This is a genomic window from Micromonospora olivasterospora, assembly GCF_007830265.1.
In the GTDB taxonomy this organism is placed as follows: domain Bacteria; phylum Actinomycetota; class Actinomycetes; order Mycobacteriales; family Micromonosporaceae; genus Micromonospora; species Micromonospora olivasterospora.
Map to the genome: position 1 here is coordinate 5,832,917 of NZ_VLKE01000001.1, position 17,326 is coordinate 5,850,242.

Annotated in this window: 8 protein-coding genes and 1 pseudogene; 6 read left to right on the forward strand and 3 right to left on the reverse strand. The window is 72.9% G+C overall.

Annotation, left to right across the window (positions count from 1 at the left end; genetic code table 11):
- Window positions 1-4: 4 nt before the first annotated feature.
- Both JD77_RS26805 and JD77_RS26810 read right to left on the reverse strand, forming a co-directional pair.
- A complete protein-coding gene (locus tag JD77_RS26805) occupies window positions 5-2,563 on the reverse strand; it encodes a helix-turn-helix transcriptional regulator (protein ID WP_211372683.1) in 2,559 nt (852 codons plus the stop codon).
- The gene (locus JD77_RS26810; protein ID WP_170286555.1) at window positions 2,560-3,843 is read right to left on the reverse strand and encodes an Hsp70 family protein; all 1,284 of its coding nucleotides are present in this window, start codon (window positions 3,841-3,843) and stop codon (window positions 2,560-2,562) included. Before JD77_RS26810 ends, JD77_RS26805 begins: the two co-directional genes overlap by 4 nt.
- 252 nt (window positions 3,844-4,095) lie before the next feature.
- Between JD77_RS26810 and JD77_RS26815 the strand changes: the two genes are divergently transcribed.
- From JD77_RS26815 to JD77_RS26825, 3 genes are all read left to right on the forward strand, one after another.
- The gene (locus JD77_RS26815; protein WP_145776690.1) at window positions 4,096-5,088 is read left to right on the forward strand and encodes an IniB N-terminal domain-containing protein; all 993 of its coding nucleotides are present in this window, start codon (window positions 4,096-4,098) and stop codon (window positions 5,086-5,088) included.
- Window positions 5,089-5,205: 117 nt separating this feature from the next.
- The gene (locus JD77_RS26820; protein ID WP_145776691.1) at window positions 5,206-7,062 is read left to right on the forward strand and encodes a dynamin family protein; all 1,857 of its coding nucleotides are present in this window, start codon (window positions 5,206-5,208) and stop codon (window positions 7,060-7,062) included.
- 232 nt (window positions 7,063-7,294) lie between these two features.
- Complete coding sequence (locus tag JD77_RS26825) at window positions 7,295-8,761, forward strand: P-loop NTPase family protein (RefSeq protein ID WP_145776692.1); 1,467 nt, start codon at window positions 7,295-7,297, stop codon at window positions 8,759-8,761.
- 88 nt (window positions 8,762-8,849) lie between these two features.
- Here JD77_RS26825 and JD77_RS26830 read toward each other — a convergent pair whose 3' ends face one another.
- The gene (locus JD77_RS26830) at window positions 8,850-9,431 is read right to left on the reverse strand and encodes a type 1 glutamine amidotransferase domain-containing protein (RefSeq protein WP_145776693.1); all 582 of its coding nucleotides are present in this window, start codon (window positions 9,429-9,431) and stop codon (window positions 8,850-8,852) included.
- 511 nt (window positions 9,432-9,942) lie between these two features.
- Here JD77_RS26830 and JD77_RS35680 point away from each other — a divergent pair.
- The 3 genes and pseudogenes from JD77_RS35680 to JD77_RS26845 all read left to right on the forward strand — a co-directional run.
- Window positions 9,943-10,118: pseudogene (locus tag JD77_RS35680) on the forward strand (transposase); the annotation flags it as partial.
- A 328-nt stretch (window positions 10,119-10,446) separates the two neighbouring features.
- Window positions 10,447-11,349 (forward strand): hypothetical protein, encoded by a 903-nt coding sequence (locus JD77_RS33025; protein ID WP_211372684.1) that lies wholly within the window; start codon window positions 10,447-10,449, stop codon window positions 11,347-11,349.
- A complete protein-coding gene (locus tag JD77_RS26845) occupies window positions 11,346-17,324 on the forward strand; it encodes a hypothetical protein (RefSeq protein ID WP_145776694.1) in 5,979 nt (1,992 codons plus the stop codon). Before JD77_RS33025 ends, JD77_RS26845 begins: the two co-directional genes overlap by 4 nt.
- The last annotated feature ends 2 nt before the right edge of the window (window positions 17,325-17,326 follow it).

Sequence of the window (17,326 nt, forward strand, 5' to 3'; positions counted from 1 at the left end):
GGCCTCAGCCCCGGCCCGGCCCGGGCGCGTCCCGGGCGGGCACGATGGCACGCAGCCGCGCCAGCAGCTCGCTCCGGCTCGCGCAGTCCAGCCGGGCGCGCATCCGGGCCACGTGATGCTCGACCGTCTTCGCGGAGATGAACAGCCGGTCGCCGATCTGCTTGTAGGTCAGGCCGGCGAGCACCAGCTCCGCCACCTCCTGCTCGCGCCCGCTGAGCCGTCCCTCGTCGGCCCCGCCGGCCGCGTCCGGGGCGGCTCCCCGGCCCGGCCCGCCGCCCGCCGGCCCCGCCGGCCGCCCCTGCAGCATCCGCGCGCACTCCAGCAACGCCGTCATCGCCCGCCGGTCGGCGGTACGGATCGCGGCCTGCCCGGCGAGGCGGGCGGCGTCCCAGCAGAGGCCGGCGCCGTGCAGCCCCCGGGCGGCGGCCTCCACCCGCTCCTGGTCCACGACGCCGCGCAGCACCTCCACCCAGGACTGCGCGGCCGTCGACACGACGGCGGCGTACCTGCTGTGCTCGGCCATCCGGGCCAGCGCCGCGACGTGGTCGTCGACGGCCGCCGGCTCCTCCGCCAGGATCGCGGCGTGCAGCCCGCTCCAGTGCACCGGCGCCGCCCACAGCGCCGGGTCGCCGAGCCGCTCCAGCAGCCGGCGCGCCTCCGACAGGTAGGGGCTCAGCCGGCCCAGGTCGCCCAGGCGCGCCGCCGCGATGGCGAGCTCGCCCAGCGGCAGGAGCGTGAACAGGTCGACGGGGTGCCGGACGATCGCCTCGACGGCGCGCTCCCAGCTGCGCCGCAGGGCCGGCAGGTCGCTCTCCCGCCGCGCGACGCCGACCTCGAGGGCGGTGGCGAAGAGCAGGTCCCGGGACTCCATCGGGCCGCCCCGGGCCGCGGTCGCCAGCGCCTCGGCCGCGGCCGTCGTGCGGCCGCGCACCATGAGGATCCAGGCCAGCAGCAGCCGGTGCCGCCGGACCAGCAGGTGGCCGCCGATCCGGTGGGCGACGGCCCGCTCCAGTACCCGTTCCCCGATGTCCAGCTCGCCGGTGCCGAGCGCGACCAGGGCCGCGAGGGCGGCCGGGCTGTCCGGCAGCAGCACCGCCCGGCCGGTCGGCTCCAGCAGGGCGGCCGCCTGCACGAACGTGGACAGCGCGGCGGCCGGCGCGGTGAGGCTCTCCCGGGTGCCCCGGGCCATCAACCGCGCGGCGCCGGCGAGCAGGGTCGGCGGTCCGCCGGGGCCGCCCGGGCCGGCCGGCGGCGCGGCCGGCGGGGCGGGCTGTCCGATGCCCACGGCGCCGATCTCCGCGAACGCCGTGGCCGAGGCCGTGCCCGACCAGCGGTACAGCTCGACGGCCCGCCCGAGATGCCCGCAGTGGACCAGGGCGGTCGCCGCCACGGCCGCCGCCTCGGCCCGGTCCGCCGGATCGGCCTCGGCGACGGCGACCAGCCGGTCCGCCAGCCGGAGCGCCGAGCCGAGGTCACCGGCGAGCGCCGCGGCCGCCGCCTGCCGGCCGGCGGCCGGACGGCCGGCGGCGGCCGCCACGGCGAACAGCTCGGCGGCCAGGGCGGGCTCGTCCGGCAGCGCCTCCTCGGCCGCCGCCTCGGCCGCGCCGGCCGGGCAGCCGGCGGTCACGCCCGCGCCGCGCAGCGAGCGCACCAGCGGCAGCAGCGGCCCGCCGCGCGCCAGTTGCAGCTCGGTCAGCCGCTGCCAGACCTCTCCGCGCTGGGCCGCCGGGCTCAGCGCGGCGACCGCGCGCCGCACGATCGGCGCGAGCCGGTCGTCCGGGCCCAGCAGTCCGGCCGCTCTGGCCCGGGTCGACAGCTCGTCGACGGCGTCCGGGGAGCGGCGCAACAGGACGCCGAGCAGGTCCGCCGGCAGCGGCACGCCGCCGGCCACGACCAGCAGCAGCTGCCGTACGTCGGGATCCAGGCTCGCCAGGTCCGGGCCGTACCCGGGCACGACCGCCTCGGGCAGCTCAAGTCGGACCGGGCCGTCCGGCGCGGCGGCGGCCTGCTCCCGCAGCGCGCGGACCAGCCGGTCGACGTCGCGCGGCACCCCGCCCGTCTGCGCCTGCACGAAGTCGGCGAGCGCGGGCTGCGGGCGCAGCTCGGGTACGCCGGCGACGAGGGCGGCCGTCTGTTGCCCGGTGAACGGGCACAGCGGCAACGACCGCCCGGTGCGGCCCAGCGCCTCCGACAGCTCGGCCAGGCCGGCCGGCCGGGGCCAGGGCCGGTGGGCGACCACCACCCGGCAACGGCGCGTGTCGACCAGCGCGCGCAGCTCGCGCAGGAGTTCCTCGTCGAGCGCGTGCGCGTCGTCGACGAGGAGCACGCCGTCCGGGTCGAGCGACGCCGTGTCGGGCCCGACCGGCAGCACGCGCGCGCCGGCGTCGGCGTAGCCGCGGGCCAGCTCCCGCAGGAGGGTGCTCTTGCCGTGGCCGCCGGGCCCGACCAGGGCCACGGCCAGCGGCGCGTCCGGGTCGGCGGCCACCGCGGCGAGCAGCGCGCGGCTCGGCCCGTCGAGCAGCAGGGGCAGGTCACTCGGGGCGCGCAGGACGGCGGTCGTCACCGGCGCCCCCGTCCCCGGCCGCGCAGGGCGGCCAGCCGGGAGGCGCGCGGCAGTTCCAGTGGCGCGACCCGCACCGGGGGCCGCGGTGGTGGCTCCGGCCGGTCGTTGGCGTACCGGTGCGAGGCGCGGTCGGCGCGGCGGCCCGGCTCGGCGCGGTCCGGCCGGGCCTCGCGGTCAGCCCCTGGCCGCGGCTGCGTCCTGGTCGGGCGCGGCGCGACGACCTGGCCGGCGGCCAGCGCCGCGCCGACGGCGGAGGTCGCTTGCGGATCGGCCTCCACCTCGACGGGGCGGGCGAACCGGGCGGCCAGCACCTCGGCGACCAGCGGGGTCCGCGCGCAGCCCCCGGTCAGCAGGATGGCGTCGAGGTCGGCGGGCGCCAGGCCGGCGGACCGGAGCGCCTGGGCCGTCAGCTCCACCGTGGTCCGCACGGCCGGCCGGACCAGCTCCTCGAACTCGGCCCGGCTCACCGGGACACGGATCGGCCCGTGCGGCAGTCGCAGGGCGACGTCGGTGTCCGTGGCGACCGTCAGGTCGTGCCGGGCCCGCGCGCAGCGGGCGAGCAGTTCCGCCGCGGCGGGCCCGTCGCCCGGGTCGCGCGGCGCCGCCTGCCGGCCCAGCACGTCCCGGACGTGCCCGGCCAGGGCCTCGTCGAAGTCCGCGCCGCCGAGCGGTTCGAGGGTGGCCGGCACGCCGAACACCTCGAAGCCGCCGTGCGGGGCCCGGCGCACCAGGCCGGCCTCGAACCCGGTGCCGCCGAGACAGTAGACCGCAGCGGTGGCGCCCGTGAAGCCGCGGGCGGCGTGGGCCTCGGCGGCGGTGATCGGCTGGGGCAGCAGGGTCACGTCGGCCAGGCCGATCTCCCACAGCGCCCGGTGCAGCAGGTCCCTGCGGTACGGCCCCCAGCCGGCCGGGTGGCTGAGCACGACGGCCTCCGGGCGCGCCTGTTCCCGGGCGGTCACCTGTTCGACCACCCACGCGACCAGCACCGCGGTGAGCGCCTGCGCGGTGCACGCCTCGCCGCCCACGATCAGCGGCACGTCGTCGCCGACGCGACCGACGAAGTCCCGCGCCGTACGGCCGTTGTCGGCGCCGCCCGGCGACCCGGCGGATTCGCCGACCGCGAACGAGCCGTCCCGGGCCAGCCGCAGCGCGGAGGGCACGGCCGTCGACTGCGCGTGCAGCCGCTGCACCTCGGGCCGCGCCCAGGTGGCGTCCTGGCGTCGGGCGAGGGCGGCGACGGTGCTGGTGCGACCGAGGTCGATCCCGAGGACGTACGGCATGCGCTCCCACCTCCGCCGTGACGTGACGCGCCGGAGTCGGACACGCCGGCGTCGAACGGCAACCACCCTGTCCGGAATCTGAACCGTCCGCTGTTCGTACCAGGGCTCGTACATTATCGGCCCCCTAGTCCGGCCGATCAGGTGTCCCTAATCCCCTAACGAACGAGGGTCCCTGACCCTGGTGGCGATTCCCGCCGGATACGGGGCCCGTCCCCGATGTCCGGTTCGCCGCTCCGTCACTACTGTCGGTCCGTGTCAGCCGAACCCCGCGAGACGCCTGAGGAGAACCCGTCGATGCACGACAGCCAGACGCTGCACGATTTCGTGTTGAACCTGCTCACCAACCCCGACGCCCGGTCGGCGTTCGACCTGGACCCGGAGGGCGCACTGCGTGCGGCCGGGCTCAGCGACATCACGGCGGCGGACGTGCAGGACGTGGTTCCGCTCGTGGTGGACTACGTGCCGGTCACCGGCGTCACCTCGCTGGCGCCCCTGGGCGACCAGCTCGGTTCGACCCTGCCGGCGGTCGACCCGACCGACGCGATCGGCCAACTGCAGAGCGTCACGCAGCAGATCGCCATCCCCACGGCGACGACGAGTGTGGACGTGAACGCGGGCGTGCTGGGCGCCATCAGCGTCGACCCGACCGGCCTCGGCGCCGCTGCGGCGCTGCCGTTCGGCGTCGCCGTGGGCGCCAGCCCGACGGTCGTCGGCGCCGACCTGTCGGCGGGGTACGACGTGGCGCACACGCTGGACGCGGGCCTGGTCGGCGGCTCCGCGGTCGACGGCCTCGTCGGCCCCGACATCGCGGACCCGGTGATCGTCCCGGTCGGCGGCGCGGTCGACGGGGTGCTCGGCGGCGGCCTCGACCCGGCCACCGGCGTCCTCGGCTCGCCCCTCGGCGTGGCGGACGGCCTCGTCGGCGCCGACGACCCGCTCGGCACGGTCGGCGGGCTCGGCGACCACCTCGGCGGCGCCGGCGGGCTCGGCGGCCAGCTGGGCGGCGTGGGCGACCAGCTCGGCGGCGCCGGGATCGTGCCGGACGTGCCGGGCACGGTGGGCGGCGTCACGGACCAAGTGGACGGTGTGCTCAAGGGCGTCACCGGAACGGACATCACCGGTGGTGTCAGCGGCGGTACGAGCGGCAGCGTGAGCGGCAGTGTAGGCGGCGAAGCCGAGGTCCACGGCGGCGCACACGCCTCCACCGGGGGCGGGCTGCTGGGTCTCACGGACGGGCTGCTCTGAGAAGAGGGGTGCCGACGCGACACGAGGGCCGGACCGTACGTCGTACGGTCCGGCCCGTCGCGCGTTTCCGCCAGACCCCCACTTGATAATTAAGCTGAAATCCGCACACTTGGTGCGGTGATCGCGCCGATGTGGCTGGACGTGTTCGACGAGATCGCCCGGGCGTGTGTGACACACGGGCGGGACGACCTGCTTCTCTGGCTGCGTCAGCGGCGCGCCCAGCTCCTCGACCCCACCCTGCGCGTCCTCGTCATCGGGGAGCCGAAGCAGGGCAAGAGCCAACTCGTCAACGCCCTCGTCAACGCGCCCGCCTGCCCGGTCGGCGACGGCCGCACCACCGTGCTGCCGACCGTCGTCCAGCACGCCGAGACGCCCACCGCCACCCTGGTCCGCACGCCGCTGCCCACCGCCGGCCGGCCCGCCGGCCCGGCCGCGCCGGCCGCCGACCGGACCCCACTGCCGATGGCCCAGGTCGCGGTCGAGATCGCCGGTCGGGTGCCGCGCCGTCCCACCGTCGAGGCGGTACACGTCGAGATCGGACTGCCCCGGGGCCTGCTCGGCGCCGGGATCGTGCTGGTCGACACGCCGGGCACCGACGAGCTGGACGCGATCCGCGGCCCGGCCGCGTCGGCCGCGCTCGCCCGGGCCGACACGGTGCTGATGGTGTCGGACTCCACCCGGGAGCTCTCCGTCGCCGAGTTGAACATCCTGCTGCACCTCGTCCGGTCACACGCGAACGTGGCCGTCGTGCAGACCAAGACCGACCTGGTGGCGAACTGGCGGGCGGTGGCCGACCGCAACCGGCAGCACCTGGCCAGCGCCGGGATCCCCGCGTCGCTGATCCCGGTCTCGGCGGTGCTGCGGCTGCGGGCCGCGGCCGGCGACGACCGTGCGCTCAACGCCGAGTCGGGCTTCCCGCCGCTGATCGCACGGCTCATGCGCGACCACGGCGACAAGGGCGACCGGCTGGCACGCACGTCCGTGTGCCTGATCGGCCGGACGGTGCTCGAGCAGCTGGCCGCGCCGCTGCGCGCCGAACTGTCCGACCAGGAGGCGGCGGAGCAGACCGGCCCGATCTCGCGGCTGCACGCCGCGCAGCGCGAGATCGACGAGCTGCGCCGCTGCACCACGCGGTGGCAGAACACGCTCTCCGACGAGATGGCGCACCTGCTGTCCGACATCGAGTACGACCTGCGTGATCGGACCCGGACGATCCTGCGCGAGGTCGACGAGGCGTTCGACCGGGCCGACCCGCTGGTCGGCTGGGAGACCTTCCAGGAGTGGCTGGACGGCAGCCTGGTCGAGGCGGCCGAGGCGAACCACCGGTGGTTCGGCCAGCGGTGCGAGTGGGTCGCGGCGCAGGTGGCGAGCCACTTCACCCGGTACGGCTACGACGTCCCCCCGCAGTGGCAGGTGCCGCCGCCGGACGACGTGGTCGACCGGTTGCCGGTGCTGGAGCCGCCGACGACCGATCGCTTCACGGCCAGCCAGAAGCTGGTCAGCGGCATGCGCGGCTCGTACGGGGGCGTGCTGATGTTCGGCCTGGCGCTGACCCTGGCGGGGATGCCGATGATCAATCCCGTGTCCGTCGGCGCCGGCGTGCTCTTCGGCGGCAAGACCATCCGGGACGAGGGCAAGGCCCTGCTACGGCGGCGGCAGGCGACGGTGAAGACCGCCGTCCAGCGGCACGTCGACGACTTCTTCCTCCGGACGACCAAGGACTGCCGGGACACCGCCCGGCAGGTGCAGCGGGTGATCCGGGACCACTTCACGGGGGTCACCGAGGAGCTGCAGGAGGCGATCGTCCAGTCGTTCCGCAGCGCCAAGCAGGCGGCGGACGCCGACGCCGCCGTGCGCGAGCAGCGGCAGCGCGAGATCCAGCAGCGGATGCGGCGGCTGGCCGCACTGTACGAGCAGGCGCAGGGGCTGGCCTCGGCGCGGCCGGCCCCGGTGTCGCTGGAGCCGCGGCCGTGAGCGCGAGGAGCGAGCCGGTCCTGCGAGCCCCGCAGCCGCGAACCAAGGAGGCACCGTGAGCGCGAGGAGCGAGCCGGTCCTGCGAGCCCCGCAGCCGCGAACCAAGGAGGCACCGTGAGCGCGAGGAGCGAGCCGGTCCTGCGAGCCCCGCAGCCGCGAACCAAGGAGGCACCGTGAGCGCGAGGAGCGAGCCGCTCCTGCGAGCCCCGCAGCCGCGAACCAAGGAGGCACCGTGAGCGGCGGCAAGCGGCTCGACGAGGCGGTCTACGAGCTGCTGCGCGACGCCCTGGACCGGTTCCGGGACGACCCCCGGGCCGTCGGCCACCTGCGGCACCAGCTCGACCGGCTGGAGGCGCCCCTGCACGTCGCGATCGCCGGCCCCTGGCAGTCGGGCAAGTCGACCGCGCTCAACGCGATCATGGGCGAGGAGGTCGCGCCGGTCGAGGTGCCGGAAGGCCGCTGTGTCCTCACCTGGTACGAGGACGCACCGCATCCCCGCGCCACGGCGTACTCGTCGGCGGGACCGCCCCAGGTGCTGGCCGTCACCAAGTCGCCCACCGGGATGCGGGTCGACCTCGTGGGGTTACGCCCGGGCGAGGTCGACGACATCGTGGTGCGGTGGCCGACCCGCGCGCTGCGGCAGGCCACCCTTATCGACACGCCCGCCGTCGCGCCGCCCGGCGAGGACGGCCGGGCGCCGGTGCTCGACCGGATCCTGCGGGACGCGGACGCGGTGCTGTACCTGACCCGGGACGGGCGCGACAGCGACCTGCAGATCCTGCAGGCCACCCGGACGGGCGTGGTGGACCAGGCTGCGCCGGCCAACGTGATCCTGGTGCTCTCCCGGGCCGACGAGTTCAACGGGGGCCGGGTCGACGCGCTACTGACCGCCCGGCAGCTCGCCCGCCGGCTGCGCCGGGACCCGCGGGTCGACGCGCTCTGCGTGAACGTGGTCGCGCTGAGCGGCCTGGTCGGCCTGGCCGGGCGGCTGATGGGCGAGTCCGACTTCGCCGCCCTGGCCGCGCTGGCCGGCACGCCCCGCGGCGAGCTGGAGCAGTCGCTGCTCTCGGCGGAGCGCTTCCTCACCACCACCACGCCACCGGCACGGCTCGACGCCGGCGTCCGCGCGGCGCTGCTCGACCGGTTCGGCCTCTTCGGGGTACGGCTGGCCACCACGCTGATCCGTACCGGGTGCGACAGCCGGGTCCGGCTCTCCGCCGAGCTGATCCGGCGTAGCGGCTTCACCGAGCTGCGGGAGTCGATGAACCGGTGCTTCGTGGACCGGTGCGACGTGCTCAAGGCCCGCTCGGCCCTGGCGGCGCTGGAGGCTCTGCTGCGGGCCGAGCCCCGGCCGGGCGGCACCGATCTGCTCGCCCGGATCGAGCGGATCCTGGCCACCACGCACGACTTCCGGGAGCTGCGGCTGCTGGCATCGCTGCAGGATGCCGCCGGCACGGTCGACCCCGACCTGCTGCCGGAGGCACAGCGACTGCTCGGCGGCAACGGCACCGCGCTGCCGGCCCGGCTCGGCGTCGAGCACGACACCACCCCCGAGCAGCTGTGGCGCCTCGCCTTCGAGGCGCTGCGGCGGTGGCAGGGCCGGGCCGAGGACCTGCGGCTGCTGTTGCCGCAGCGCCGGGCGGCCCGGGTGGTGGTGCGCAGCTGCGAGGGGATGCTGGCCGCCCTGACCGCCCGCTGAGCGGGCGGCCCACCCGCTGACCCGGCGGCCTGACGCCGAGCCGGCGTCCGGGCCGGGCACCGCGCCCGGCCCGGACGTGGCCGTGCGGTCAGGCCGGGGCCGTCTGGCGGGCGTGCCTGCCCTCGGCGATCTCCTCGACCAGCTTGGCGCAGAACGCCGGCAGGTCGCTCGGGGCGCGGCTGGTGACGAGCCCCTGGTCGACCTGGACCTGCTGGTCGACCCACTTCCCGCCCGCGTTCCGGATGTCGGTGCGCAGGCTGGGGTATGAGGTGACCGTGCGCCCCTTGACCATCCCGGTCTCGACCAGGGACCACGGGCCGTGGCAGATCGCCGCCACGGGCTTCTGTTGCTGGAAGAACGCCCTGACGAAGTCCATCGCCTGCGGGTTCATCCGCAGCCGGTCCGGGTTCACCGTGCCGCCGGGCAGCACCAGGGCGTCGTAGTCGGCCGGGTTCGCCTGGTCGACGGTGCCGTCCACGCCGTAGCGGTTGGCCGGTTCGATGTCGTGGTTCATCGACTGGATCTCGCCGGGCTTGATGGAGATCAGGTGGCACTCCGCGCCCGCCTGCTCCGCGGCGGCCCGGGACTGGGTGTACTCGACATCCTCCACCCCGTCCGTGGCGAGGAACGCGACCTTCTTGCCGGTCAGCGACTGCTGCCTGTCAGCCATGGATACGGCCTCCTTCGCGGCGCCCTTCCTTGGCGGCGCCTCGCGGGTACCGATCGCGTTCCCGGCACCCGGATGGGCAAACGAGCGCGCGAGGCAATCATTGAGACTGGTGAGATCGCCTATTCGGCGGTTGCGAGATCAAACGCCCGGCTGAGGGCACCCTGCGTGACGAATCCCGTTGAAGTAACGCAAAACAGCAATCCTGGTGGAGCGAACAGGTAAGAGTGACATGGCGGGTGGAGCGTGCGCTGTCTGCGGCGATGAGGTCGACGCCGACAAGATCGGCCCTTGCGGGCACTTCGCCTCGGACGATGATACCTGCGTTATTTGCGGCGATGAACACGTCCCGGTCGACAACACGCCGGATCACGAGTGCACCGGCGGTATCTGACGAGCGGGCCCGATTATCATCCTCTGTGGTCGCCTGGGGCGTAGTTGGACCAGGTGGTGTCGGGACGCCGAGGATGTGGACCAGTGTGGCCCCGGAGCGCATGTTGGTGCGATGGCATTTCTGAGTTCTCTGTTCAGGTATGCGGCTCGCAGGACTGGGACAATCGCCAAGGCACTCAAGCCGGTTTACACCGTCGCGACCGAGGACGCCGCGCGACCGAGCGGTTCCTGGAGTTCGCCGAGGCCTGGGGCCGCAAGTACCCGGCGATCGTCCGGTTGTGGGAGGACGCCTGGGCGCTCCCATTACTTGTGGCCCTGGGACAGCTATCCAAGCGCGGGGCCTGGATGTGCGGTGGCCCACATGTGGGAGGGATGGCTCGCGTCGCCGATGTCGACTACCGTCACTCTACTGTGGGGGTGCGTAGCCCTCGGTGATCGACACCTTCGGTGGTCGCGGAGGGCCTCGGTCGGGTTGCAGGGCGAGGTGGCGTCTTGGCCGCCGGGTGGGCGGACGGTGCCGAGGCCATCGCCGAAGAGATGGTCGGAAGCTGGGGTGGCGGTCAGCGCGGCTGACTGGTTCGCACTGGGTGCCCCTGTTTCGGGGCAGGAAGGGGAGCGTTGCGCGTTGGCCGCCGCCGTTGCGACCCTTGAGCTCAACGAGAGCGCGTCGCAGGCTTTGGAACGGTTCACCGGGATGAGGGTGTCCCGGGCGGAGCTGCCGTTGTTGCGGGATGACATCGGCACGCTGGGAACGCTGGCGCTTCGGGTGCGTACGGTGCTGGGTCCGTTGCTGGAGCAGACGATCAGGGCGGTCCGGCAGGCGGGGGAGGGTGAGGCCTTCGACCGGTTCGCGGCGCAGACCGCTCCGTTTGTGAGGAAGATGGCCGAGACGGCCGACCTGATGCTCGCCGTGGTCGAGGCGGAGAAGAAGTTCTTCGTGGAGACGGAGGTCGGCAAGCGTACGGCGTTGGCCATGTTCAACTTCATGATTGCCGAGTTCGCTGTCGCCGCGGCGATGTGGTTCTGGAATCCGGTGGGGGCGGCGGCGCACGTCGCGCAGACGCGGACGATCATTCAGGCGATTCTGCGTTCGGCGTTGGTGCGGTCGGCGGCGAGTGGCACGGCGATGCAGATGTTGTTCATGCCGGGTTCTGCGTTGCTGGCCGAGGTGTCGATGATGACCGATGGTCTGCAGCCGGGGGTGAACTGGTCGACGGTCGGTAAGCAGGCGGCGTTCGCGGGGGCGGCGGCGTTCCTGACCACGGTGGGCGGGCCGGCGTTGGGCAGGGCCGCTGGCGTTGTCGCGGGCGCGGTCGGCAAGCTCGCCGTGTCGGATGCCACCAAGCATCTGCTGACCGATGTGCTGACGCGGCCGGTGACGGAGACCCTCGGGGAGGGGCTGTTCGGTATCGGTGCCAGCTTGATGGTCGAGGGGTACTGGGACCCCGGAAATCTCGGTGCGGATCTTCTGTCCGGGGCGATTTCGGGGCGGGCGGGGCGGCCGCGAGCGGGCTCGGGTTCGTCGTGAGTCGCGCCGTGGTGCAGCCCCGGGTGCAGGTGCCTCACCTCGGTCTCACGTCGGACGGTAAGCCGGTCCTGCCGGTGGGGCCGACACCGGTGGGTGGGGACACGTCCACCGGGTACCAGGCTGGGGTCGACGACCCGAAGCCTGCGGTAACCGGCGCCCAGGCCCCGCCGCCCCCGCCGCCGCTGCTGCCGGCGTCGAACCTGCCCACGCCGCACCTGGATCTGTCGGTGCCGTCGTGGTCGGTGTCGAACCTGTCGGTGCCGGCTGCGCCGGTGCCGGCGTGGGTCGCGGCAGCGGGTGGGCCGGTGGTGGAGCAGTGGCAGCGGTTCCAGCAGGAACTGGCGGACCGCTACGGTGGGTTGTTGGCCGGGACGGGGCCGGCGCGGCAGTTCCTGGCCGGGCTTCCGGTGTCGGTCGAGCGGGTGTTCACCGAGTGGGCCGACGCCCGGCAGGGTGATCCGGCCGTGCCCGTTTTCCTGTCTCAGGTCGGTCTGCCCGCCACCGCCCTGACCGACCAGTTCCTGTTCGGTGTCCGGGACCGGGCGGTCGCCCAGGTCACCGAAACCCTCGCGGGGCAGGTCCCGGCGGGCGGGCAGATCCCGGCGGCGGTACGCCCGGAGCAGGTTGTCGCGGCGCTGCCCGGGGAGTTCGACCGGCAGGCGTTGCGTTCGATCGCGCACCTGGCCGTCGGGCACCACCTCGACCAGCACTTCACCACGGGCACACCGGCGACCGTCCCCCTGCCAGGCGGCGTCGTCCCGCCAGGCGGCGCTGGCGTGCCGGGGGCGGCTGGCGTGCCGGGGGGTTCCGGGGCGGCGGCATCGCCGTCGGAGGTCGTGCGCGCCGCGGTCGAGCGGGACGTGCGGGCCCACGTGGACCGGAGCCTCGACGCGATCCTCGGCGCCACCCCCCTACCCGCCGCACCACTGACCGCACCACTGACCGTGCCGCCCGCCGTGCCGTCGGCTGCGGTGGTCAGGCCCGACGCCGCGCAGGTCAACGCCGTGGCGAACGTGGTCCGGCAGACGGTCACCGACCTGCCCGCCCGGGTCACGGCCGCGGCCATCCCCGACACCACCGCGCCGCACACCACCCCATCCGGCACGGACACCCCGGCACACCGGCCTACCGACCTGCCGCCGCTGCCGGTGACTCCCGAGCAGCACACCGCAGCAGCGACCAGCCAGGCAGAAACCCAGTTCACCGCCCTGGCCCGCAAGTACGACGTCGTCGATCCGGCCAACCACGACACCCTCGCCGGTTCCTTCCGACGGGACTGGGTCAACGGATACCACCAGGTACTCGCCCAGGCCACCGGCAACGCCACGCCCGCCACCCCCAGCGTGCCGGCCACGTCCAGTGTGCCGGCCACACCCAACGCGCCGGGTGCGCCGGGCACTCCGGGCACGGCTGGGACGCCGGGCACGCCGGAGGCAGCCGGCGCCCGTGGTGCGGTGCCGGCTGGCGCTGCCTCCCGCGCCGATGGCACGCCGATCCACCACAGCGCCAACGGCAGTGTCAGCGGCCGTGACAGTGACAGCGGCGCCAGTGACAGCGCCAGTGACATGTCTGTCGCCAGCGATGACATGTTCAGCAACCTTGACACCAGCGACGCAATTTCGATCAGTGACGTGTCCTTGCCGGACGAGTCGCTTGGTGGGGTGCCTGGTAAGCGCGGTCTCGGCGACGCGGATTCGTTGAGTGACGCGGATTCGTTGAGTGATGTGTCGTTGCGGGATGATCTGGTCAGTGGCGACCCCGGCAGACACGGCGAGCCGACTGTCGCGGCAACCGGGCAGGCCGTCGCGGCAACCGGGCAGGCCGTTGCGGCAACCGGGCAGGCCGTCGGGATGTTCGGGTCCGGGCAGCGGGCCGCCGACTGGGCCGCTGCGGAGCAGGCGCGTGCCGGCAGCGGTGACCTGTGGTGGTGCGTGGCGGCCACTCTCGATGTGTTCCAAACCGTGTACAAGCGGCTGGGCAACCGAGCGGTGTTCGACGACCGGATCATCGGACCGGACGGCCGGCTCGCGCCCACCATGGGCTGGCCGCAACTGATGGAGATCCTCGACACGGTACCCGAGCGGGTCGCCCACCCGGACGGGGTCGCGGGAGAGGACGTGCTGGCCGCGTTGCGGGCGGCACCGGGGTCGATGGTGGTGGTCAGGGCCGCGCCACCGAACGAACCACAGCACGTGTTCGCCCTCCACAGCCAGCCACAAAAATCCGGGCCGCCGAGGATCCAGGTGCGGGACCCTTTGCTGCCCGACGCCGCCGACCGACCCGAGCCGGACGACCCGATACGTGACCCGTGGCTGCGACACCTGTTCCCATCCAGCACCCGGGTGGCCGCGTTCGACGGAGACGGTCGGCCCACCACCATCACCGATCTCCTCGGCCAGACCGCCCGCCACCCGCGGCCGATCACCACGACCGGCACCGACACCAGCGCGTTCCTGCTCGCCTCCACCAGCACGCCACGCGGCCCGTCCCACGCCATGCGGGCAGACACCACCGCCCCCGACCCGGCGGACTCCCCCAGGTCCGATCCAGTGGGCAAGGACGACCCGTCTGGTCCTGGCCCGGCGTCTAGTGCCCAGGCATTCCAGAACGTAGTCACCCCGGATCTGGATGGGAGAAATCCGAACACACCGCGGCTCGACGATGAGTGGGGGCCGCCGCGGGACACCGAACAGGTCGAGTCCCCGCTGTCTGGGGTGCCAGGGGTGGGTGTCGCGTGGGTGCGGTCGGTGGTGGGGGGCACCGCGACCGTGGCGGCCCCGCAACAGGCGGACGCGGGAGACCACGACCCGCCTTATCTTGACCCGGCGCTTCTTGACCCGGCGCTTCTTAGCCCGGCATTCGTGGAGGGTCCGTGGAGGCCGGACCTGGGCCCAGGTCCGGATCTGGATCGAATGGGTACGCCGACGTTCGATGAGGATGTTTCGTGGGTGCCGTCGGTGGTGGGGGACACCGCGACCGTGGCGGCCCCGCAGGAGGGGGTTCTGGCCGGTGTGGATGGGGTTGCCCGGCCGGTGTTGGAGTTCCCGGTGCCGGCTGATGGGTATTGCGTCTTGTCGGCGCTCGCTGTCGCTGATCCGGTGTGGGTGCGGGACGTGTTGGCGCAGGCGGGCGTGCTGCCGACGGGTCTGTACGAGTGGCTCTCCTCTGCTGACGGGGTGCGCGTCAGTGTGAGGCGGATGGCTGGTGCGGTGCCGGCCGGGTCTGAGTTGGCGCGGGTGAACGAGTTGTTGCAGGCCCATGTCCTGTCGTACCTGGACACCCGTTTCGGGTGGTTGCCGGCCGATGTGGTGATGCAGCGGCGGCATCTGCCGCAGGGGGAGCCGTGGCGGCAGGTGCGGGAGCTCAGCGATGGGCAGGTGTTGGCGCGGCTGAGTGATCGTCTCGGCGACCAGGGTGTCTCGGCGGGCCGTGTTGTCACCGAGGCGGCTTTCCTGGATGCGGGGCGGATCGGGCAGCGGTATGAGGAGGCGCGTGCGGAGTTGATCGGGTTAAAGCAAAATCCAGGCCCGGTGACGGATGTGCCGCAGGAGCAGTTGGACTTCGTCAACGGGCGCGGCCGGGGTTTTCACGTGGCGTTGTTGGCGCCGGAGCCGGCCCGTGACTATCTGGTCCATGTGCTGAGCACGTCTGACGGGCCGCTCGAGGCGGACGAGTTTGCCGAGGTCGTCGACACGGTGGCCAACTGGGACCGTCGGTGGGGCGGGCCGGGCGGGGAGTTCCTGCTGCCGTTGCTGGCCCACGCCACCGGTAGCCGGATCACCGTTTGGCAGCGCACCGGGCGGGGGGCGAGCCCGGTGGCGGTGTTCGGGCCGCTGGACGGCCAGCGGGTCACCCTGTACTACGTCGCGGCCGACCCGGCGAACCCCACCCACTACAACCACTACAACGCCGCTGTTCCCGCTCCTGTCCCGTCGCAGTCGGTGCCGGGCGGGCTGCTGCGGTCAGACGAGTGGGACCGGTTGTTCGCGCGTTTCTTCGGCGTGATGGGGTTTGGGGTCGCGGCGGATGAGCGGACCCTGATGCCAGGAGCTGAGCAGGTGCGCCATCGTCTGCAAGTGGAGTTCGACCACATCATCGACAGAACCAACTTCGCTGAGGAGAACGGCCTGTCCCCGGCGGACGTGGCGACGCTGCGGCAGGCCCTGGACACGCGCGGGACGTCCGTTCCTCACCTCAGGGGGGCACTGCTACGCCTGATGTCCGAGGTGTATCAAGTCAACATCACCCTGGCCTCGGCCGCATCGGGATTCCACGACAACTATGGTTTCGCACCCAGGTATCCCAGGATCGTCGCACTGGACCTCTCCGACACTCAGGTCACGCCCGCCCCGGCATCTCTGCACACGACGGCATCCACACCGGTCCCCGCATCCCGACCGGAAAGCCCGCACCCCTCACCCCAGCCACCCCCACCCACATCCACAACCGCGGCACCGCTACCCCCACCGCCAGATCACGTGGTCACTTGGCAGCCCGGCAAGGATGGGCCACAAACCTTCCGCGCGTACCTGGCGGAGCTGGCAGAAAAGGGTGAACTCCCCGAAGGGGTATCCCTGCCCAAAGAGGAAAAGGGGAGGTTGGAGCCGGGGATGACCGAATGGGTGAAAGCCTGGGCACAGGGACTGCAGGATGAGGTCGACCCCGACGGCCACCCCTACACCCACCTGACGGTAGCCGAACTGTCCGGCAAGCTGACCACCAGGGAATCGGTCGGGAGATGGTGGCGGGATGCGCCGCCGCTACCCGCACCGCCAGATCACGTGGTCACTTGGCGGCCCCGTAAGGGTGGGCCCGCCACCCTCCACGCATACCTGGAAACGCTGAAACTCCCCGCCCGGGTATCCCTGAACCGCCACAGATTCGGGAGGCTGAGGCCGGGGATGATGGCATGGGTGAAAGCCTGGGCACAGGCAATGAAGGATGAGCCCGCCCCCGACGGCCACTCCTACACCAAGCGGGCGGTAGCCAAACTGTCCGGCAACCTGATCACCGAGGGCACGGTCGGGACATGGTGGCGGGAGGTGGCGCCACCGCCAGATCACGTGGTCGCTTGGCGGCCCCGTGCGGGTGGGCCCGCCACCCTCCACGCATACCTGAAAACGCTGAAACTCCCCGCCCGGGTATCCCTGCCCACCGACGAACAGGGGAAGCTGGGGCCGGGAATGAACGCATGGGTGAAAGCCTGGGCACGGGCAATGAAGGATGAGCCCGCCTACACTCCGGGTGAGGTAGCCAAACTGTCCGGCAAACTGACCACCAAGCGATATGTCGAGAGATGGTGGCAAGAGGCGGCGTCGCCGCTACCCCCACCGGAAGATCACGTGGTCACTTGGCGGCCCGGTGCGGGTGGGCCCGCCACCCTCCGCGCATATCTGAAAACGCTGGAACTCCCCGAAGGGGTATCCCTGCCCAAAGAGGAAAAGGGGAAGCTGGGGCCGGGAATGAACGCATGGGTGAAAGCCTGGGCACAGGGACTGCAGGATGAGGTCGACCCCGACGGCTACCTCTACACAGCGATGGAGGTAGCCGAACTGTCCGGCAACCTGATCGTTCATCAAGCGGTTTCGAAATGGTGGCAAGAGGCGGCGTCGCCGCTACCCCCACCGGAAGATCACGTGGTCACTTGGCGGCCCCGTGCGGGTGGGCCCGCCACCCTCCGCGCATATCTGAAAACGCTGGAACTCCCCCACCGGGTATCCCTGCACACCGACAGACAGGGGAGGCTGGGGCGGGGAATGCACGCATGGGTGAAAGCCTGGGCAGAGAGACTGAAGGATGAGCCCGGCCCCGACGGCAAGCGCTACAGCCTGAGGGCGGTAGCCAAACTGTCCGGCAACCTGATCAGCCAGGCCACGGTCGGGCAATATTGGAAAGCGGCGCCGCCGCCCCCTCCACCGCCACCCGGAACGGGTCAAGGTCCTGAGCTGCCGTTTGATTTACACCTTCTGCTTTAGTT

Bases quoted from the DNA above. Each gene is read 5' to 3' on its own strand.
- JD77_RS26810 (WP_170286555.1), bottom strand. From the start codon at position 3,843: ATGCCGTACGTCCTCGGGATCGACCTCGGTCGCACCAGCACCGTCGCC.
- JD77_RS26830 (WP_145776693.1), bottom strand. From the start codon at position 9,431: ATGGCTGACAGGCAGCAGTCGCTGACCGGCAAGAAGGTCGCGTTCCTC.